The organism is Pseudomonas sp. LB1P83, from assembly GCF_054897885.1.
Genome location: NZ_CM142709.1, coordinates 1,698,514 through 1,718,808, shown reverse-complemented (window position 1 = coordinate 1,718,808; position 20,295 = coordinate 1,698,514). Strand labels below are relative to the sequence as shown.

Below are 20,295 nucleotides of genomic sequence, written 5' to 3'. Positions count from 1 at the left end.
AAGCCGTTACACCTTGGGGCATAATGCCGACACTTTCATGACCACTGAGGGAATTTATCTTCATGCCCTCGTCTTTTTTCCCCTCGAATGTAGGGTTTTACTTCACATGATCAAATCTTTGCGTCCATTGTTGCTGGCCGGTTTCCTTCTCCCCCTGGCCCTCCCTGTTTCCGCCGCCACCATCAATACCGCGCTGTCGCCCAACGTCGAAAAAGCCCTCAAGGCCAGCAAGCTGCAGGACAACGCCCTGTCGCTGGTGATGATCCCGCTCAACGGCCCTGGCACCCCGACCATTTTCAACGCGGACGTCTCGGTCAACCCGGCCTCCACCATGAAACTGGTGACCACCTATGCGGCGCTGGAAATGCTCGGCCCGAACCACCAGTGGAAAACCGAGTTCTACACCGACGGCACCCTCAGCGGCGGCATCCTCAACGGCAACCTCTACCTCAAGGGTGGCGGCGATCCGAAACTGAACATGGAAAAACTCTGGTTGCTGATGCGCGACCTCCGGGCCAACGGTGTGACGCAAGTCACCGGCGATCTGGTGCTGGACCGCAATTTCTTCGTGCAACCGCAACTGCCGGAATTCAACGATGACGGTAATGACGAGAACAAACCGTTCCTGGTCAAACCCGACTCGCTGCTGGTCAACCTCAAGGCCCTGCGCTTCGTCGCGCGCAACGACAACGGCCGGGTGCTGATCTCGGTAGAGCCGCCGATTGCCAGCATCCGCATCGAAAACCAGGTCAAAGCCGTCAACTCCAAGCAATGCGCCGGTGGCGTGCGTTACAACCCGGTGAGCCAGGCCGATGGCAGCGTCACCGTGACCGTCGGCGGGCAGTTGGGCGAAGGCTGCAGCTCGCAGACTTACTTGTCGTTGCTCGACCATGCGACCTACACGGCGGGTGCCGTGAGGGCGATCTGGAAAGAACTGGGCGGCAGCATTCAGGGCAAGGATGTTCTGGCGCCCACGCCGAAAGACGCCAAGGTCCTGGCTCGCGCCTACTCGCCGGATCTGGCGGAAATCATTCGCGACATCAACAAATACAGTAACAACACCATGGCTCAGCAGTTGTTCCTGAGCCTGGGCCAGAAATTCCGCACCGACGCCGACGGTGACGACGCCAAGGCTGCCCAGCGTGTGGTGCGTCAGTGGCTGGCGAAGAAAGGCATCACCGCGCCGCACCTGGTGATGGAAAACGGCTCAGGCCTGTCCCGTGCCGAACGTGTGAGCGCCCGTGAAATGGCGGCGATGCTGCAAGCCGCGTGGCGCAGCCCGTACTCCGCCGAGTTCATCAGTTCGATGCCGATTGCCGGCACCGACGGCACCATGCGCAAACGCCTGAAGACCACCGCGATGCGCGGTGAAGCCCATGTCAAGACCGGCACCCTGAACACCGTACGCGCGATCTCCGGCTTCAGCCGTGACGTCAATGGCAACACCTGGGCGGTGGTGGCGATCCTCAACGACAAGGCCCCGTTTGGCGCCTCGTCGGTGCTGGATCAGGTGCTGCTGGATCTGTATCGCCAGCCGAAAGTGCCTGAAACGGCTTCGGTGCTCTAACCAAAGAACACCACAGATCCAATGTGGGAGTGAGCCTGCTCGCGATGACGGCGGCACATCCAGAAATGATGTGACTGACAGGCCGCTATCGCGAGCAGGCTCGCTCCTACAGGGGTTTTGCATGAGGCCTTAGCTGGGTTGTGCGACCACTCTATCCCGACCAGCCTGCTTCGCCGCGTAAACCCCCGAATCCGCCCGCAGCAACAGCGCGTCCGCGCCCTCTCCGACTCGCCAACTGGCAATCCCGAAACTGGCGGTCACGGTCCCCACGCCTTCGATCGGTGAACTGCGCAGTCCTTGCCACAGCTGCAAGGCCAGCACGTGAGCCTGTTCGCCGTCGATGTCCGGGCACAGCACCATGAACTCCTCGCCCCCCAGGCGACAGAACACGTCGGTACGTCGAAGGCGATGACTGATGCGTTCGCACACGGCCTGCAACACCCGATCGCCCACGGCGTGGCCATGCAGGTCGTTGATGCGTTTGAAGTGGTCGATGTCGAGCATGATTACCGACAACTCCCCGCCACCACGCTCGACCCGAGCCATTTCGGTGGTCAGGCGCTCTTGGAAGTAGCGGCGGTTGTGGATCCCGGTCAGAGAATCGGTGATCGACAGCGCCCGCAGCTCTTCTTCCACTCGCTTCAGATCGGAAATATCGGAAATGTAACCATGCCAGAGCACGCCGCCACCCGGCAGTTCCTCCGGGGTCGCCTCGCCGCGAACCCAGCGCAGGCCGCGCCGAGGCAGTTGCACGCGGTATTCCTCGCGCCACGGGCTGAGCGTATCCGCCGACGCGCGGATCGAGGCACGCACGCGAGTCGTGTCCTGTGGATGAATCCGCGTGAAAATTGCTTCGGCATTGAACAACAGAACGTCCGGCTCGAGTTCGTAGATCTCGCGAATCCCGTCGCTGGCGTAGATCACGCTGAAGCGACCGTCGAATTCCATCTTGAATTGATAAATGCCACCGGGCACATGAGCGCTGAGTTTTTTCAGCAACAGGTCGCGGGCTGCCAGGGCTTCGTGAACGCGCTTGCGTTCAGTGATGTCGATGCAGATTGCCAGATGCCCGACCCACAGACCCTGCTCGTCGAGTACCGGGGTCGCGAGCATGTTCACCGTCAGATGGCTGCCATCCTGACGAACCAGCGTCCACTCCCGCGCTTCGTGACCGCCCTCTTCTCCACCTTCGACCAACATCGCCTGACAGGTCGGAATCGGCTTGCCATAGCGCGCACTCAATTCCGCCGAGCGTGCGACCAGCTCGCGAGGAAAGTGCAGGTTTTCCAGGGTCATGTGACCCACCACTTCAGCGCTGGAGTAACCCAGCATCTGCTCGGCCCCGGCGTTAAAGGTGCTGATGACACCCCGCAGGTCGGTGGCAATGATCGCCACCTGAGTCGCGGCATCCAGCACGCCGCGCAACTGCCCGTGAGTGCCGCGCAATTCCTGCTCACGGGCGTGCAATTCCTGGGTGCGCTGCTCGACCATTTTCAGCGCCCGCTGGCGTTGGCTGACCAGCACGTACAGCAACGCACTGAGCAGCACACTGAGTAAGCCACCGAGTACCACCAGGCTGGTCACCGAAGAATGGTTGGCTTTCAGGAAGGCTTCGCTGGGCAGGATATCAACTTGATAGTCATGGTCGGCCAGACGCAGCAGGCGTGTCGCGGACAACTCGCTGGCGGCAGGCGAGTTGTAGGACTCGTAGAGCACTTCGTGCTGATCGTCGGTGGACAGGTCGAGGATGCGCACCGAGAGATAGTCATGACTGGACTCCGGCAGCCCGTCCGCCAGCAACTGGCGCATGCTGATCACCGCCATGACGTAACCGTAGGGTTTCGCGGTCGCCGTGGCCGCGTCACTCTGACGCTTCACCGGCGCCACCAGCAGCACACCCCGCGCGTAGGCCGGCTCGATGCCGACCAGATGCATCGGTTGCGAGACGGCCATGCCGCCCAGCTTGTCTGCCCGTTCCAGGGTGGCGCGGCGCAACGGCTGGGCGAACAAGTCGTACCCGAGAGGCGAGCCGAGCCGGCTTCGGGTCTGGCTGTAAAGCACCGCCACGTACTCATCCCGTTCGGCGGCCAATTGCAATTGGCCGTCGGCATTGAGCTCACGAAGGGTGAAATCGCTAAACCCCTCTTCGCGCACCTTGCGCTCGAACGCCGCTCGCTCATCACGGGTCACCCGCGCAGCGAATGAATACGCCTCGGTGCGGTGCAGCAGCGGTTGGGTGTAGCCGTCGAACTCCTCGCGGGAGACCGACTGGGAATTGGCGAAGAATCGGCGCAGGCCGTCGAGGCGCTGCTCCTGATCTTCGAAACGTTCTTCGATGCGGCTGTAACGTTCACTGGCGAGCAGCTGGAAACGTTGCCGCAATTGATGGTGAAACAGATTCAGCGTCGACCAGACCAGCAATCCGGTGAGAATCCCGCCGACGAGCAACACCAGCAGCGCGACCAGCCAGGCCGAGACGTCTTCACTGATAAATCCCAGGATCTTCGGGCGCACGGCGTGCAACGACATAGACGCAACTCAAAACGCCAGGTGCGGGAAAGCCCATTGGCCATGAGTTGAGTTATAGCTATTAGCCACTAATTTGACCAGCACTGAAAGAACCAGAGAGCCTTTAAAAATCAAGGCTCTGTGGATCCAATCGCTTATCTATCAACGCGCTGTGATTTTCCAGGCACGGTGGATCTTGCCATTACGGGCGAAATCCGGATCGATGGTCTGGGCGGTGATTTCTTCAACCGCATAACGCTCGGCGAGGTTTTCCTCGAGCGTGAACTTGCGGAAGTTGTTGGAGAAGTACAACACGCCGCCCGGCGCCAGGCGCGCCATGGCCAGGTCGATCAACTGCACCTGGTCGCGCTGCACGTCGAAGATCCCTTCCATGCGCTTGGAGTTGGAGAACGTCGGCGGATCGATGAAGATCAGGTCGTATTCGTCACGGCAGGCATCGAGCCAGGCCATCACGTCGCCCTGCTCCAGACGGTTCTTGTCGGAGAAACCGTTCAGCGACAGGTTGCGACGCGCCCAGTCCAGATAAGTTTTCGACAGGTCGACGCTGGTGGTGCTGCGCGCGCCGCCCTTGGCTGCGTGAACACTGGCGGTTGCGGTGTAGCTATATAGGTTGAGGAAGCGTTTGCCGGCCGCCTCTTTCTGAATCCGCATGCGCATCGGCCGGTGATCGAGGAACAGCCCGGTGTCGAGGTAATCAGTGAGGTTCACCAGCAGCTTCACGCCACCTTCGTTGACCTCGACGAACTTGCCCTGCGCCGCTTGGCGTTCGTATTGCTTGGTGCCGCTCTGACGCTCACGACGCTTCACCACCACGCGGCTCTTGTCGATGTTCAGCGCCTGGGGAATGGCCGCCAGGGCGTCAAACATGCGCGCCGAGGCTTTTTCCGGGTCGATGGATTTCGGCGCGGCGTATTCCTGGACGTGGACCCAATCCTGATACAGGTCGATGGCCATGGAATATTCCGGCATGTCGGCATCGTAGACGCGGTAGCAGTCGATGCCTTCACGCTTGACCCACTTACCCAGGGCCTTGAGGTTCTTTTGCAGGCGATTGGCAAACATCTGCCCGCCTTCGCTCAAGCGCGGTTGCTCGATCACCGGAGCGGGTGCCGCGGCCGGTTTGATCGGGTTACCGTTTTTGTTGTACTGGCGTTCCTGCGGCTCGTTCGGCGCCTGATCGTATTCCGCCTGCTCACGCTCGACCTGGCGCTGTTCCGGAGTGCGACGCTCGCCGGTGACGAACTGGTCCGGCGTGACTTTGATCAGCAGCAGTTTGCACGGCAAGGCGCCGTTCCAGAACGAATACTGTTTGTGGCTGCGGATGCCCATGCGCTTGCCCAGGTCCGGGGCGCCGGTGAATACAGCAGCTTCCCAGTTCAAGCAGGCCTGACGCAGACGTTCACCGAGGTTCTGGTAGAGGTAGAGCAAGCTCGCCTCGTCACCCAGACGCTCGCCGTACGGCGGGTTGCAGATCACCAGGCCTTTCTGGTTCTGGTCCGGGCGCGGCTCGAACGTGCCGACTTCGCCTTGGTAGATCTTGATCCACTCGCTCAGGCCCGCACGCTCGACGTTGTTGCGGCCCGGTTGAATCAGGCGCGGGTCGGCTTCGTAACCGCGAATCCACAGCGGTGGCTTGGCCAGACCGGCGGCGGCGCGTTCGGTCGCTTCTTCGTGCAGTTTTTTCCACAGCGCCGGGACGTGACCGAGCCAGGCGGTAAAGCCCCACTGCTCGCGACGCAGGTTCGGCGCCATATCGGCGGCGATCATTGCCGCTTCGACGAGGAACGTACCGACACCGCACATCGGGTCAGCCAGCGCGCCGCCATCGGCCGCAATGCGGGGCCAGCCGGAACGGATCAGAATGGCGGCTGCGAGGTTTTCCTTCAACGGTGCCGCGCCCTGCTGCAAGCGATAACCGCGCTGGTGCAGGCTGTGGCCGGAGAGGTCGAGGGACAGAATGGCTTCGCCACGGTCCAGACGCAGGTGAATGCGCAGGTCCGGGTTGAGTTTGTCGATGGACGGACGGTCGCCTTGCGGGGTGCGCAGTTTGTCGACGATGGCGTCTTTGACTTTCAGGGCGCCGAAGTGGGTGTTGTCGATGCCCGAGCCGTGGCCGCTGAACTCGACGGCCAGGGTGCCGTCGTTGAGCATGTGGTCTTGCCACTCAATGTCGAGCACGCCGTGGTACAGGTCTTCGGCGTCCTTCATCGGGAAGCGCTTGAGCACCAGCAACACCCGGTTCGCCAGACGCGACCACAGGCACAGGCGATAAGCGGTTTCCATGGTGGCCATGCCGCGCACAGCCGAGGTGTGCTCACGCGCTTCTTCAAGGCCAAGCCCGACGGCTTCCTCGATGAGCAGGCCTTCAAGGCCTTTTGGGCAAGTGAGGAAGATTTCGAATTGATCGGACATTGGAATTTCAGAGCCTTTCTAAGTGAACCGGCAACGCATTGCCGGCCCGGTTTTCAATCAGGCGCTTTTCTAAAAGAGCGCCCGCGTGGCACGAAGGTGTGCCGTCCCACCCGTGCTGCTCAGATTAGAAGAGCTTAGATGCACAGGCAGATAAAAAAGTTGATGCAACAAAATGTCATAAGCCGACCCTTCGTCGAATAGTGCTCCTGTTCAACAGGAGCCATTCTCACTAAAGGATTAACCCCGTCATCCTGCGGGGGGCCGATCATACAGGGCTTTGGCCAATAAACACGGGACAAACATCGAGTTACTTATGGCCTTAGCATCTTTCTGGTTACGTTCTTATGACAAAACGATCATTCCCTCGATGTGACGCATTGGTTAGAACTCAACACAGGTTGACGTCGCAACGGCGTCAACACCTTGGCTCGCGACGCCGGCAGCGAGCCCCAACGGCAGGAGTTTTTCTGCCAGACCTCAGTTGAGGTCGACGCGATAAATACAGTCAACAAGTGAGGGCAACACCCTATGAGAAGACTTAAGCGTGATCCGTTGGAAAGAGCATTTTTGCGCGGATATCAATATGGCGTTGGTGGCAAATCCCGTGAGCTTTGCCCATTTACTCTACCGTCGGTACGTCAAGCCTGGATTAACGGCTGGCGAGAAGGACGCGGCGACAACTGGGACGGTATGACCGGCACTGCGGGAATCCATAGACTCAACGAACTTCACGCCGTCGGCTAACACAGGGCACACACTCCGACACGACAATCTGATTACGTAACGACTTACCACGCACGCCCCATCCGGGCGGCGGGCTCCGGCCCAAGGGCACCTTCGAGGTGCCCTTTTTTATGCCTGCATTTTGCCGAAACACAATTTCCTTGTAGCAGCTGCCGAGCATCGCGAGGCTGCATTCGGCGGCGAAGCAGTCGTAAAATCAAGCACCGCGGTCTTGCTCATACACCGTGCATGCAGGGTTTACGACTGCTTCGCAGCCGATCGCAGCCTCGCGGTGCTCGGCAGCTGCTACAAGTCAGCGTAGGGCTGCGATAGCGTCGACGGACTCGCGAATCAGCGCCGGGCCTTTGTAGATAAAGCCGGAGTAGAGCTGCACCAGGCTCGCACCCGCAGCGATTTTCTCGGCCGCGTGTTTGCCTTCGGTGATGCCGCCCACGGCGATGATCGGCAAGCGGCCGGCCAGTTCGGCGGCCAGTACCTTCACGGTGTGGGTGCTCTTGTCGCGAACCGGTGCGCCGGACAGACCGCCCGCCTCGTCACCGTGCTCCATGCCTTCGACGCCCACGCGGCTCAGGGTGGTGTTGGTGGCAATCACCGCGTCCATCCCGGTTTCGATCAACGCTTGCGCGACCTGCGCGGTTTCTTCGTCAGTCATGTCCGGCGCGATCTTGATCGCCAGCGGGACATGTTTGCCGTGGCGCAACGCCAATTCTGCGCGACGGGTCGCCAGGTCGGCGAGCAATTGCTTGAGCGAATCGCCGAATTGCAGGCTGCGCAGGCCCGGGGTGTTCGGCGAACTGACGTTGACCGTCACGTAGCTGGCGTGGGCGTAGACCTTGTCCAGGCAGATCAGGTAATCGTCGACCGCGCGTTCAACCGGCGTATCGAAGTTCTTGCCGATGTTGATGCCCAGCACGCCCTTGTACTTGGCCGCCGCCACGCGGGCCAGCAGGTGATCGACCCCGAGGTTGTTGAAACCCATGCGGTTGATGATCGCCTCGGCATCCGGCAGACGGAAAATCCGTGGCTTCGGGTTACCCGGCTGTGGACGCGGGGTGATGGTGCCGATTTCGACAAAACCAAAACCCAGCTGGGCAAAACCGTCGATGGCCGCGCCGTTCTTGTCCAGACCGGCCGCCAAACCCACCGGGTTCGGAAATTCCAGCCCCATGACGTTCACCGGCATTTTCGCCGGCGCCTTGCACAGCAAACCGTTGAGGCCCAAACGTCCGCCCGCGCCGATCAGGTCCAGGGACAGATCGTGGGAGGTTTCCGGGGAAAGTTTGAACAACAGCTGACGGGCCAGGGTGTACATGGGCGGTTTTGACTCGAATGGCGGCGAAATGAGGCGGCGATTATAGCCGGGCATCGCGGTCGCAAGCGAGGCGCGCAACAAAATCAGCGGGCGATGGCATATGCCTTGCACCAGCATAGGCATCAGCACTCATGCCAACGGCGGGATGAGTCGAAAGACAAAGGCGTCGTCACTTGGCCTTGCCCTGGCAAGCAGCCCGGAACGGCGCTTTTTTTTGGAAGGTGTTTAGCCATGAATGAAACCACAGCGGGCCCGTTGGCCTGGGTCAATGGCAGCGATGCCCCGGAAAAGACTGAAATCAACCTCGGCTTCATGGCCCTGAGCGACTGCGCCTCGGTGGTGGTCGCTGCCACGCAGGGTTTCGCGCAGCCTTACGGCCTGACCCTGAACCTCAAGCGCCAGTCGTCCTGGGCCAACCTGCGGGACAAACTGGTCAGCGGCGAACTCGACGCCGCCCACAGCCTGTACGGTCTGATTTACGCCGTGCACCTGGGCATCGGCGGCGTCGCGTCCACCGACATGGCGGTGCTCATGGGCCTGAACCAGAACGGCCAGAGCATCAACCTTTCTCACGACTTGCAAGCGTTGGGGGTGACCAGTCCTGAAGCACTGGACCTGCACGTGCACCAAAGTCGCCCAAAACTGACCTTCGCCCAGACATTTCCCACCGGCACCCACGCCATGTGGCTGTATTACTGGCTCGCAAGCCAGGGCATTCATCCGTTGCAGGACGTTGACAGTGTGGTGGTGCCGCCGCCGCAAATGGTCGCGCACCTGCAAGCCGGGCGTATCGATGGCTTCTGCGTCGGCGAGCCGTGGTCCGCCAGCGCGGTGAAGCAGAATCTGGGTTTCACCATGGCGACGAGCCAGACCATCTGGCCCGATCACCCGGAAAAAGTCCTCGGCTGCACCCGCGCCTTTGTCGAGCAATACCCCAACACCGCCCGGGCGCTGGTGATGGCGATCCTCGAAGCCAGTCGCTTCATCGAAGACAGCAGCGAAAACCGCCGCAGCACCGCGAAGCTCTTGAGTGCGCCCGAATACCTCGATGCACCGCTCGATTGCATCGAACCGCGCTTGCTCGGCGACTACGCCGACGGCCTCGGTAATCGTTGGCAAGACCCGCATGCGCTGCGCTTCCATGGGGGCGGTGAGGTCAACCTGCCGTACTTGTCCGACGGCATGTGGTTCATGACCCAATTCCGCCGCTGGGGCTTGTTGCGCGACGACCCGGATTACCTCGGGGTAGCCCGTCAGGTCCAGCAACTAGACTTGTACCGTGAGGCCGCCAGCGCAGTCGGCGTTGTCGCCCAGGGCCAGGACATGCGCAGCAGCCAGTTGATCGACGGCAAAATCTGGGACGGCTCCGACCCGGCCGGTTATGCCCGCAATTTCAAGCTGCACGCCATGAGCGAAAGCTCGCCCCTTATCGCCAGCCGCTGACAGGAGACTGCGAATATGTTGCGTATCCTGCTGATCAACGACACCGCGAAGAAAGTCGGTCGCCTGAAAGCGGCATTGACCGAAGCCGGGTTCGAGGTAATCGACGAATCCGGCCTGACCATCGACCTGCCCGCGCGCGTCGAAACGGTGCGTCCGGATGTCATTTTGATCGATACCGAGTCACCGAGCCGCGATGTGATGGAGCAAGTGGTGCTCGTTAGCCGCGACCAACCGCGGCCGATTGTGATGTTTACCGACGAACACGACCCCGATGTGATGCGTCAGGCGATCAAGTCCGGGGTCAGTGCCTACATTGTCGAAGGCATTCACGCACAACGCTTGCAGCCGATTCTCGACGTGGCCATGGCACGCTTTGAAAGCGACCAGGCCCTGCGTGCCCAACTCAACGCTCGCGACCAGCAACTGGCCGAGCGCAAGCGCATCGAGCTGGCCAAGGGGCTGCTGATGAAAATGAAGGACTGCAACGAGGAAGAGGCCTACACCCTGATGCGCCGCCAGGCCATGAGCCGGCAGCAGAAGCTGATTCAGGTGGCGGAGCAGATTATTGCGATGAGCGAGTTGCTCGGCTGAAGCCTTGCGGAGCCTGTGAAGGAGCCTTCGCGGGCAAGTCGGATCGCCGCACCGCTCGCTCCTACAGGTTTTGTGGTGGGTTCAGATGGTGTGGGCGACACAAATCCTGTAGGAGCGAGGCTTGCCCGCGAATGGCCACAACTCGGTATCAAGGTGTTGGCACAGATCTGGCTATGTAATCCACACAGGTAACCAACGGCGGTTGCCCCACCTACGACAAAGACGTCGCTCACCTCATTTGCCCATGGCGAATCGGGTGGCGGCGTTTTTTCGTTTTGGCCCCAGAGATCGGGGCCGGTGGTGCGGCCGAGGCGGCGCCCCACCTGCAAGCTACTGACTCCTTCTCGAGACTCCCTACAGCTGAGGTGCGCGATGAATTCAAGCTTCTGGAAATCCGGTCACAAGCCGACGTTGTTCGCAGCGTTCCTCTATTTCGACCTGAGTTTCATGGTCTGGTACCTGCTCGGCCCCCTGGCGGTGCAGATCGCCGCCGACCTGCACCTGACCACCCAACAGCGCGGGCTGGTGGTGGCCACGCCGATTCTGGCCGGCGCCGTACTGCGCTTTGTCATGGGCTTGCTGGCTGATCGCCTGTCGCCGAAAACCGCCGGATTGATCGGCCAGGTGATCGTTATCTGTGCGCTGTTCGGTGCCTGGAAACTCGGCATCCACAGCTACGAGCAAGCGCTGGTGCTGGGCCTGTTCCTCGGCATGGCCGGTGCGTCGTTCGCCGTCGCGCTGCCGCTGGCCTCGCAATGGTATCCGCCGCAGCATCAAGGCAAAGCCCTGGGCATCGCCGGTGCCGGTAACTCGGGCACGGTGCTCGCCGCATTGATCGCCCCGGTGCTGGCGGCCGCAGTTGGCTGGAGCAACGTGTTCGGTTTCGCCCTGATCCCGCTGATCCTGACCATTATCGTTTTCGCCTGGCTGGCCAAAAACGCCCCTGAGCGGCCGAAAGCCAAGTCCATGTCCGACTACTTGAAGGCATTGGGCGACCGCGACAGCTGGTGGTTCATGTTTTTCTACAGCGTGACCTTCGGCGGCTTCATCGGTCTGGCCAGCGCCCTGCCCGGCTACTTCAACGACCAATACGGCCTGAGCCCGGTGACCGCCGGCTACTACACCGCGGCTTGCGTGTTCGGTGGCAGCCTGATGCGTCCATTGGGCGGCGCGCTGGCGGACCGTTTCGGCGGGATTCGCACGTTGCTGGGGATGTACACGGTCGCAGCGGTCTGCATCGCGGCGGTGGGTTTCAATCTGCCGAGTTCCTATGCGGCACTGGCGCTTTTCGTCTGCACCATGCTCGGTTTGGGTGCGGGTAACGGCGCAGTTTTCCAACTGGTCCCGCAGCGTTTTCGTCGGGAGATCGGCGTGATGACCGGTTTGATCGGCATGGCCGGCGGCATCGGCGGCTTCGCACTCGCAGCCGGCATGGGCGCGATCAAGCAAAGCACCGGCAGCTATCAACTGGCGTTGTGGTTGTTCGCCAGCCTCGGCGTGCTCGCCTGGTTCGGCCTGCACGGGGTGAAACGTCGCTGGAGAACCACCTGGGGTTCGGCCGCTGTGACTGCGGCCCGGGTCTGAGGCCTTAATGAGCCTGCAACTGAGTTTTGCCGAAGCGAGCGCCATCGGCCCTCGCGAGGAAAACCAGGACGCCCTGCGCCTGGTCACTCCGGCCCCGGCGCTGGCGGCGAGCAAGGGTTACCTGTTCGCCATCGCCGACGGGGTCAGCCAGTGCGCCGACGGCGGTCTTGCCGCCCGTTCGACCTTGCAGGCCCTGGCGCTGGACTATTACGCAACCCCGGAAACCTGGGGTGTCGCTCAAGCACTGGATCGCCTGCTGTTGGCGCAAAATCGCTGGCTGCAGGCCAATGGCGGGGGGCAACCGCTGCTCACCACGGTCAGCGCCTTGGTCATGCGCGGTAGGCGTTTCACTCTTGCTCATGTGGGCGATTGCCGGGTTTATCGCTGGCACGCCGACACCTTGCAACGGGTCAGTGAGGATCACGTCTGGGATCAACCGGGCATGCAGCATGTGCTCAAACGGGCGCTCGGGCTCGATCAGCATTTGGTCCTGGATTTTCTCGATGGCGAGTTGCGATTAAACGAAAGCTTCGTGCTGCTCAGCGACGGTATCTGGGCTGTGTTGGGTGACACCGCCATTGCGGCGATTCTGCGCGATCAACCGGACCTGCACAGCGCTGCGCAAACCCTGGTCAGCGCAGCGCATCTGGCCGGCAGCCAGGACAACGCCAGCGCTCTGCTGGTGCGGGTCGATGCCCTCGGTGAAACGAACATCGGCGATGCGCTGATTCATTTGCAGCAATGGCCCCTTCCACCCGCACTGAAACCGGGTCAGGTGTTCGAGGGTTGGCAGGTCGAAGGGATTCTTGGCCAGAGCCAGCAGTCGCTGCTCTATCGGGTTCGCGACAGCCAGCAACAACCCTGGCTGCTGAAAACCTTGCCCGGCGCGCTGCGCGACGACCACCTGGCCGGGCAGGCATTGCTGTCGGAGGAATGGTTTCTCAAACGTGTGGCTGGCCGGCATTTCCCTGAAGTCCATGCCGCCAGTCAGCGTCAGCATTTGTACTACGTGATGCGCGAATATTCCGGATCAACCCTGGCAGCGCTGCACGAACAGGTCGCAGCGATGCCGCTGGCGCAATGGCAGGATTTGGCCGAGCGCCTGTTAAAGGCCGTCGGCATGCTGCATCGCCGGCAGATTCTTCATCGTGACATCAAACCGGAAAACCTGTTGCTGGGCGACGACGGCGAGTTGCGCCTGCTGGATTTCGGCCTCGCCTATTGCCCCGGTCTGTCCGAAGATCAGCCCACGACCCTGCCCGGAACACCGAGCTATATCGCGCCGGAAGCCTTTCGCGGTGACGCACCGACGCCGCAGCAGGATTTGTATGCCGTTGGCGTGACCCTGTATTTCCTGCTGACCGGGCACTACCCCTACGGCGAAATCGAAGCCTTCCAGCGTCCACGGTTTGGTGTACCCGTCAGCGCCAGTCGTTATCGCCCCGACCTGCCGGACTGGATCGCCCAAAGCCTGGAGCGCGCGGTCGCGGCGGATCCGGGTCAGCGCTTTGAAACGGCGGAAGAATGGTTGCTGCTGTTGGAACAGGGGGAGCGGCGCAGTTTGAGCGTGCGGCCAAGGCCGTTGCTGGAGCGCGAGCCGTTGAAGGTATGGCGGACGTTGGCGCTGGTTTCGTTGGTGGTGAATCTGGTGCTATTGGTCTTGGTATTTCATGGCTGACCTTGAACCCCTGTAGCAGCTGACGAGCTGCGCGAGGCTGCGTTCGGCGACGCAGTCGTCGTAAACCCTGCGAATGCGGTTTTCCTGACGCACCGCAGGGGCTGATTCACGACGACTGCGTCGCCGAACGCAGCCTCGCGCAGCTCGGCAGCTGCTACAGAACCGCGCCAATTGCGGGCAACGTGCATTGAATCGGTGCAAAAGCGTTTCCATCAAATGCCGAGACCACGATAAAACCCTACAAATCCGGGAACCTGAAGCACTTGGCACAACCACTGCATTACCTCTCCCAACAGACATAAAGCCCAGCCTTCAACGACGAAGGATGCGCTTCCCGAGAGAACGGGACCAGGACAAAGGCGTCCTCGCTAGGCAACTAGCGGGACGCCTTTTTTTGTTTGCGCAAAATTTGTCGAGCACGACCTGAAAGCCCTGATGAGGCGGGTCCGAGCTCCCCGGAGAACCTGATGAAAAAACTAAAACTGGTGATGATCGGCAACGGCATGGCCGGGGTTCGTACCCTGGAAGAACTGCTCAAGCTGAGCAATGAGCTGTACGACATCACCGTCTTCGGTGCCGAACCCCATACCAACTACAACCGCATCCTGCTGTCGCCGGTCCTGGCCGGTGAGCAAACTTTCGAAGAGATCGTGCTCAACGAACTCGACTGGTACCTGGACAACAACATCAAGCTGCTGCTCAACCGCAAAGTGGTGGAGATCGACCGGATCAAACGCCGCGTGATCGCCGAAGACGGCACCGAGGCCGAATACGATCGCCTGCTGATTGCTACCGGCTCGACCCCGTTTATCCTGCCGATTCCTGGCAACACCTTGCAGGGCGTAATCGGCTATCGCGACATCGCCGACACCCAGGCCATGATCAATACCGCGAAAACCCACAAGCACGCCGTGGTGATCGGTGGCGGCCTGCTCGGACTAGAGGCGGCCAATGGTCTGATGCTGCGCGGCATGCACGTCACCGTGGTGCACATCGGTGAGTGGTTACTGGAGCGGCAACTGGATAAAATCAGCGGTCAACTGCTGCAAACCGCTCTGGAAGCCCGCGGCCTGCACTTTCGCCTGCGCGAACAGACTCAGGCCCTGCACGATGCCGGCAATGGCCGGGTCGGCTCGGTTGAATTCAAGAATGGCGACATCATCCCCGCCGACCTAGTGGTGATGGCCGCCGGTATTCGCCCTAGCACTGAACTGGCAGAAAAATCCGGCATTCCCTGCAATCGCGGGATTCTGGTCAATGACACGCTGCAAACCTACGACCCTCGGGTCTATGCCATCGGCGAATGCGCCAGCCACCGCGGAACCGCCTATGGCCTGGTCGCGCCGCTGTTCGAACAGGCCAAGGTCTGCGCCAACCACCTCGCTCAATTGGGCTTCGCTACTTACAAGGGCTCGGTGACGTCGACCAAACTGAAAGTCACCGGCATCGACCTGTTTTCCGCCGGCGACTTCATGGGCGGCGAAGGCACCGAGACGATCACCCTCTCCGACCCGATCGGCGGGGTCTACAAAAAACTGGTGATCAAGGATGACGTGCTGGTCGGTGCCTGTCTGTACGGCGATACGGCGGATGGCGGTTGGTATTTGCGGCAAATTCGTGAGAATCACGCCATCGGCGAAATCCGCGATCACCTGATGTTTGGCAGCTCTTCGTTTACGGAGCAGGCCTTCCGCGACGCAGGGCACCAAGGTCGGGAAGCAAGCTGATGAACCGCCAGATCACCGCTTCCACCTGCTGCTACTGCGGCGTCGGCTGCGGCGTGCTGATCGAGCATGACGGCGAGCGCATCCTCGGCGTCAGCGGCGATCCGAGCCACCCGGCCAACTTCGGCAAGTTGTGCAGCAAGGGCTCGACCCTGCACTTGACGGGCGACTTGACCGCGCGAGCGTTGTACCCCGAGTTGCGCCTTGGCAAAGGCCTGGCCCGCAACCGCACCGACTGGGACACCGCCCTTGACCATGCGACCCATGTCTTCGCCCAAACCATCGCCGAACACGGCCCGGACAGCGTGGCGTTCTACATTTCCGGGCAGTTGCTGACCGAGGACTATTACGCCTTCAACAAACTGGCGCGCGCGCTGGTAGGCACCAACAACATCGACAGCAATTCGCGGCTGTGCATGTCGTCTGCGGTGGTCGGCTACAAGCGCAGCCTGGGGGCGGATGCACCACCGTGCAGCTACGAAGACCTGGAGTTGAGCGACTGCGTGATGATCGTCGGCAGTAACATGGCCTACGCCCACCCGGTGCTGTTTCGTCGCCTGGAAGAAGCCAGATCCCGCCGCCCGCAGATGAAAGTCATCGTCATTGACCCGCGTCGTACCGACACGTGCGATTTAGCTGACCTGCACCTGGCGATTCTTCCCGGGACCGATGTCGCGCTGTTTCATGGAATTTTGCACCTGCTGCTGTGGGAAGACTGGATTGACCGCGATTTCATCCAGGCTCACACCGAAGGCTTGGCCGAGCTGAAAAACCTGGTGCGCGATTACACGCCGCCCATGGTGTCGCAGCTTTGCGGGATCAGCATCGAGCAATTGCAGGAGTGCGCTGAATGGGTCGGCACCTCCAAGAGTTTTCTGTCGCTGTGGTGCATGGGGCTGAACCAGTCCACTGCCGGCAGCGCTAAAAACAGCGCGCTGATCAATCTGCACCTGGCCACCGGGCAAATCGGCCGTCCCGGTGCAGGACCTTTCTCCCTGACGGGTCAGCCAAATGCCATGGGCGGACGGGAAACCGGCAGTCTGTCGAACCTGCTGCCGGGTCATCGCGAAGCGGCCAATGCCGAACATCGCGCGGAAGTGGCGACCTATTGGGGGGTTGATCAGCTGCCCGAACACACCGGGCTCACTGCTATCGAGCTGTTTGAGCAGGTTCGTAGCGGAAAAATCAAAGCCCTGTGGATCGCCTGCACCAACCCCGCGCAATCGCTACCGGACCAGACCGCGGTCCGCGCCGCGCTGGAAGCCTGCCCGTTCGTGGTGTTGCAGGAAGCCTTTCGCACCACCGAAACCGCCGCGTTTGCCGACCTGCTGTTGCCCGCCACCAGTTGGGGCGAAAAGGACGGCACGGTGACCAACTCCGAACGGCGCATTTCCCACGTTCGCCGGGCCATCGTCGCACCGGGTGAAGCGCGCGCCGACTGGGCAATCACGGTGGATTTCGCACAACGCCTGGAAAAACATCTGCGCCCTGGGCAAAACAGCCTGTTTGCCTTTGAAACGCCAGCGCAGGTCTTCGACGAATATAAACACCTGACCCGCGGACGTGATCTGGACCTGTCCGGTATCAGTCATGAGCTGATCGACCGCCTCGGCCCACAGCAATGGCCCTTCCCCATTGGCGCCAGCAAAGGCACCGCCCGCCTGTATCTGGACGGTATTTTCCCGACCGCCAGCGGACGCGCTCAGTTTGTGGCTGATCCGTATCGCGCGGCCAAGGAACAACGCGACGCACGCTTTCCTCTGACCTTGATCACCGGGCGTCTACGCGATCAATGGCACGGCATGAGCCGCACCGGCACCGCCGCGCAACTGTTCGGTCACGTCAGCGAAGCCGTGTTGAGCCTGCACCCGGACGAACTGCGTCGGCATCGTCTGCAACCCGGTGATTTGGTCAGCCTGAAAAGTCGTCGTGGCGCGGTGATCGTGCCGGTCGCCAGTGACGACAGCGTGCGGCCCGGCCAGGCCTTTCTGCCGATGCATTTTGGCGACCGCTTTCTCAAGGGCGGCGTGAATACCCTCACCCTGCCCGCCTTCGATCCGCTGTCGAAACAACCGGAACTCAAACACAGCGGCGTACGACTGGAGCCTGTGCAACTGCCTTGGCAGCTATTCGCCCTGATCGAGGGCAATGTTCAACAGCATTTTGAGACGCTACGACCGCTTTGTGAGGCGTTTTCCTACGCCAGCCTCAGCCTGATCGGCCGCGAGCGCCCTGCGCTGCTGATACGCGCCGCCAGCACCGTCGCGCCTGACACGCAACTGCTGCGTGACATCGATCAATGCCTGGGGCTCATCGACGGCCCGGTACTGGCCTACGACGACCCACGGCGTTCCATCGGCAAACGCGTGCGAATAGAGAACGGTCACATCACCGCGATTCGCCTGGCCGGCGAAACCCTCGCCCAACACTGGCTGCAAAACCTTTGGCTTGAGGGCCGCACCGACGAACAACTGCGGCGCTGGCTGCTGGCACCGCTAAGCGCGCCACCGGGCAACGCTGGAGCAGCGGCAGCGGGCACAAAAACCCTGTGCAACTGCAAGAACGTCAGCCAAAGCGCGGTCTGCGCCGGCATTAGCCGTGGGCTGGACTTGCAGGGCCTGAAACAAGAATTGGGCTGCGGCACGCAATGCGGCTCCTGCGTACCGGAAATCAAACGTCTGCTGGCGGCCACTGAGCAGCCGATCGCCGTCATCTCGTGAGGAAAACACTATGAGCGCAAAAGTCTGGCTGGTGGGTGCGGGTCCCGGCGACCCTGAATTACTGACCCTCAAGGCGGTCCGGGCGTTGAGAGAAGCGGATGTGGTGTTGATCGACGATCTGGTCAATGACGCGGTGCTCGAGCATTGCCCCGGCACGCGGATTATTCCCGTGGGCAAACGCGGCGGCTGTCGCTCCACGCCTCAAGCCTTCATTCATCGCCTGATGCTGCGTTATGTCCGCCACGGCAAATGCGTGGTGCGGCTCAAGGGTGGCGATCCGTGCATCTTTGGTCGTGGTGGTGAAGAAGCACAGTGGCTGCGCGAGCGCGGTGTTGAAGTTGAACTGGTCAACGGCATCACTGCCGGGCTGGCGGGTGCGACCCAATGCGATATTCCATTGACCCTTAGAGGCGTTGCCCGCGGCGTGACGCTGGTCACCGCCCACACTCAGGATGGCAGCAGCCTGAACTGGCAGGCCCTGGCACAAGGTGGCACGACGCTGGTGGTTTACATGGGCGTGGCGAAGCTGAGCAAGATTCGCGAGCAACTGCTGGCTGGGGGGATGGCGGCGGATACGCCGGTGGCAATGATTGAAAACGCTTCCTTGCCGCACCAACGGGAATGTCGGAGCGATCTGTCGGCCATGGAAGAAGCTGCCCACAGCTTTGAGTTGAAAAGCCCGGCGATCCTGGTGATTGGAACCGTAGCAGCCCGTGCAACACCGATCCTGTGGGAGCGCGACTTGCCCGCGATGGCGGCCGATCAATCAGCCTGAATCTGCCTGATTTCACCCTTCCTCACCAAATCGCAGACAAAGAAAAGCCCGGCCTAAGCCGGGCTTTTCTCAGAGCTGCGACTAATTACTTAGCGTTAGCTTCAACCTGCGCTTCTACGCGACGGTTTACAGCGCGACCAGCGTCAGTTTTGTTGTCAGCAACTGGGCGGGATTCGCCGTAGCCAACAGACTGAACGCGGGACGATTCAACACCGTACTGGTTGGTCAGAACTTGCTTAACGGCGTTTGCACGACGCTCGGACAGTTTCTGGTTGTAAGCGTCAGGACCGACGGAGTCAGTGTGACCTTCAACAGTGGTGCTGGTGGATGGGTACTGTTTCATGAAATCAGCGAGGTTTTTGATGTCGCCGTAGCTGTTAGGCTTGACTACCGACTTGTCGAAGTCGAATTTCACGTCCAGTTCAACACGAACAACTTCAGCAACTGCTGGGCAGCCATCAGCGTCAACAGTTACGTTGGCTGGGGTGTCCGGGCACTTGTCAACGTTGTCGCACACGCCGTCGTTGTCGCTGTCGGAGCAGACTTCAGCTGGTGCTGGAACTGGAGCAGCAGCAGGCTTGGAGCCGCCACCGAAGTTCACACCGATACCGACGCTTGGAGCCCACTCGGTGTCGCCTTGGTCGATGTTGTATTGAGCTTCAACACCAGCACGGGCGTAGAAGTTCTCGGTGAAGTACAACTTGGCACCGCCGCCAACGTTGGCGAAGGTGGAACGGTCACGACCGCCGGAGCCATTCTGACCGATGCTTTGATCGGAGAAGCCAGCCGATACGTACGGACGCAGCATGTCGCCCGGGTTGTTGAAGTGGTACAGAGCGTCCAGAGCGGTGTTAGCACCCTTGATGTTACGACCGTCGTCGGAACGCACGTTGTGCACTTCGTCGTAGGCCAGACGCAGTTCAACGTCGTCGGTCAGGAAGTAACCAACCGAACCACCGAACAGGTTGCCGTTGTTCTTGAAGTTACGAGCGCTGTCGAATTGTTCTTTCTTGGCGAAGCCTTCGATTTCAACTGCGCCTTGGCCTTGTGCCAGAGCGCCGAACGAAGTGGCGGCAATCAAAGAACCAATGGCCAAGCCCAAGGTGTTTTTCAGTTTCATCCGTTAAATCCCCATCTGGTGATTGTGAAGCAGTCCCGCAAACCGGGGGACAACTCGGCGGCAAGTCTATCAGAACTTGCCTACACGTAAGAGATA

12 protein-coding genes and 1 pseudogene are annotated in these 20,295 nt (G+C 60.9%); 9 read left to right on the top strand and 4 right to left on the bottom strand.

Annotation, left to right across the window (positions count from 1 at the left end; all coding sequences use genetic code 11):
* Positions 1-106 precede the first annotated feature (106 nt).
* Entirely contained in the window at positions 107-1,567 is a 1,461-nt protein-coding gene (dacB, locus tag ACYZTY_RS07860) for a D-alanyl-D-alanine carboxypeptidase/D-alanyl-D-alanine endopeptidase (RefSeq protein ID WP_461957974.1), read from the top strand.
* Between the two features lie 129 nt (positions 1,568-1,696).
* Here dacB and ACYZTY_RS07855 read toward each other — a convergent pair whose 3' ends face one another.
* Together ACYZTY_RS07855 and rlmKL are read right to left on the bottom strand one after the other, a co-directional pair.
* Positions 1,697-4,096: a sensor domain-containing diguanylate cyclase gene (locus ACYZTY_RS07855; protein WP_461957973.1), complete on the bottom strand. Its 2,400-nt coding sequence runs from the start codon at positions 4,094-4,096 to the stop codon at positions 1,697-1,699.
* Positions 4,097-4,237: 141 nt separating this feature from the next.
* The gene (gene rlmKL / locus ACYZTY_RS07850) at positions 4,238-6,508 is read right to left on the bottom strand and encodes a bifunctional 23S rRNA (guanine(2069)-N(7))-methyltransferase RlmK/23S rRNA (guanine(2445)-N(2))-methyltransferase RlmL (protein ID WP_461957972.1); all 2,271 of its coding nucleotides are present in this window, start codon (positions 6,506-6,508) and stop codon (positions 4,238-4,240) included.
* A gap of 528 nt (positions 6,509-7,036) precedes the next feature.
* On the opposite strand from rlmKL, the gene rmf reads away from it, so the two are divergent.
* Positions 7,037-7,252 carry a ribosome modulation factor gene (rmf, locus tag ACYZTY_RS07845; RefSeq protein WP_003223300.1) on the top strand — a complete coding sequence of 72 codons (216 nt, stop codon included), beginning with the start codon at positions 7,037-7,039 and terminating at the stop codon, positions 7,250-7,252.
* 292 nt (positions 7,253-7,544) lie between these two features.
* Here rmf and ACYZTY_RS07840 read toward each other — a convergent pair whose 3' ends face one another.
* The gene (locus tag ACYZTY_RS07840) at positions 7,545-8,564 is read right to left on the bottom strand and encodes a quinone-dependent dihydroorotate dehydrogenase (protein ID WP_131060000.1); all 1,020 of its coding nucleotides are present in this window, start codon (positions 8,562-8,564) and stop codon (positions 7,545-7,547) included.
* Between the two features lie 231 nt (positions 8,565-8,795).
* On the opposite strand from ACYZTY_RS07840, the gene ACYZTY_RS07835 reads away from it, so the two are divergent.
* The 7 genes and pseudogenes from ACYZTY_RS07835 to cobA all read left to right on the top strand — a co-directional run bounded on the left by ACYZTY_RS07835 (position 8,796) and on the right by cobA (position 19,079).
* Complete coding sequence (locus ACYZTY_RS07835) at positions 8,796-10,007, top strand: CmpA/NrtA family ABC transporter substrate-binding protein (RefSeq protein WP_461957971.1); 1,212 nt, start codon at positions 8,796-8,798, stop codon at positions 10,005-10,007.
* A 15-nt stretch (positions 10,008-10,022) separates the two neighbouring features.
* On the top strand, positions 10,023-10,598 hold the full coding sequence (locus ACYZTY_RS07830) for an ANTAR domain-containing response regulator (RefSeq protein WP_008146285.1): 576 nt from the start codon (positions 10,023-10,025) through the stop codon (positions 10,596-10,598).
* A 372-nt stretch (positions 10,599-10,970) separates the two neighbouring features.
* Positions 10,971-12,182: a nitrate/nitrite transporter gene (locus ACYZTY_RS07825; RefSeq protein WP_131060002.1), complete on the top strand. Its 1,212-nt coding sequence runs from the start codon at positions 10,971-10,973 to the stop codon at positions 12,180-12,182.
* Between the two features lie 7 nt (positions 12,183-12,189).
* Positions 12,190-13,860, top strand: a complete 1,671-nt coding sequence (locus ACYZTY_RS07820) for a protein kinase domain-containing protein (protein ID WP_461957970.1) — start codon at positions 12,190-12,192, stop codon at positions 13,858-13,860.
* A 467-nt stretch (positions 13,861-14,327) separates the two neighbouring features.
* Positions 14,328-15,584 (top strand): annotated as a pseudogene (locus ACYZTY_RS07815) (NAD(P)/FAD-dependent oxidoreductase); the annotation flags it as partial.
* 2 nt (positions 15,585-15,586) lie between these two features.
* Positions 15,587-18,304: a nitrate reductase gene (locus ACYZTY_RS07810; RefSeq protein ID WP_461957969.1), complete on the top strand. Its 2,718-nt coding sequence runs from the start codon at positions 15,587-15,589 to the stop codon at positions 18,302-18,304.
* A gap of 10 nt (positions 18,305-18,314) precedes the next feature.
* On the top strand, positions 18,315-19,079 hold the full coding sequence (cobA, locus tag ACYZTY_RS07805) for a uroporphyrinogen-III C-methyltransferase (protein WP_461957968.1): 765 nt from the start codon (positions 18,315-18,317) through the stop codon (positions 19,077-19,079).
* Between the two features lie 85 nt (positions 19,080-19,164).
* On the opposite strand, the gene ACYZTY_RS07800 is transcribed toward cobA, so the two are convergent.
* Positions 19,165-20,199, bottom strand: coding sequence for an OmpA family protein (locus ACYZTY_RS07800; RefSeq protein WP_461957967.1), 1,035 nt, complete (start codon positions 20,197-20,199; stop codon positions 19,165-19,167).
* Positions 20,200-20,295: the final 96 nt, after the last annotated feature.

Bases quoted from the DNA above. Each gene is read 5' to 3' on its own strand.
- ACYZTY_RS07840 (WP_131060000.1), bottom strand. From the start codon at position 8,564: ATGTACACCCTGGCCCGTCAGCTGTTGTTCAAACTTTCCCCGGAAACC.
- ACYZTY_RS07810 (WP_461957969.1), top strand. From the start codon at position 15,587: ATGAACCGCCAGATCACCGCTTCCACCTGCTGCTACTGCGGCGTCGGC.
- ACYZTY_RS07830 (WP_008146285.1), top strand. From the start codon at position 10,023: ATGTTGCGTATCCTGCTGATCAACGACACCGCGAAGAAAGTCGGTCGC.
- rlmKL (WP_461957972.1), bottom strand. From the start codon at position 6,508: ATGTCCGATCAATTCGAAATCTTCCTCACTTGCCCAAAAGGCCTTGAA.
- dacB (WP_461957974.1), top strand. From the start codon at position 107: ATGATCAAATCTTTGCGTCCATTGTTGCTGGCCGGTTTCCTTCTCCCC.
- ACYZTY_RS07800 (WP_461957967.1), bottom strand. From the start codon at position 20,199: ATGAAACTGAAAAACACCTTGGGCTTGGCCATTGGTTCTTTGATTGCC.
- rmf (WP_003223300.1), top strand. From the start codon at position 7,037: ATGAGAAGACTTAAGCGTGATCCGTTGGAAAGAGCATTTTTGCGCGGA.
- ACYZTY_RS07820 (WP_461957970.1), top strand. From the start codon at position 12,190: ATGAGCCTGCAACTGAGTTTTGCCGAAGCGAGCGCCATCGGCCCTCGC.
- ACYZTY_RS07825 (WP_131060002.1), top strand. From the start codon at position 10,971: ATGAATTCAAGCTTCTGGAAATCCGGTCACAAGCCGACGTTGTTCGCA.
- ACYZTY_RS07835 (WP_461957971.1), top strand. From the start codon at position 8,796: ATGAATGAAACCACAGCGGGCCCGTTGGCCTGGGTCAATGGCAGCGAT.
- cobA (WP_461957968.1), top strand. From the start codon at position 18,315: ATGAGCGCAAAAGTCTGGCTGGTGGGTGCGGGTCCCGGCGACCCTGAA.
- ACYZTY_RS07855 (WP_461957973.1), bottom strand. From the start codon at position 4,096: ATGTCGTTGCACGCCGTGCGCCCGAAGATCCTGGGATTTATCAGTGAA.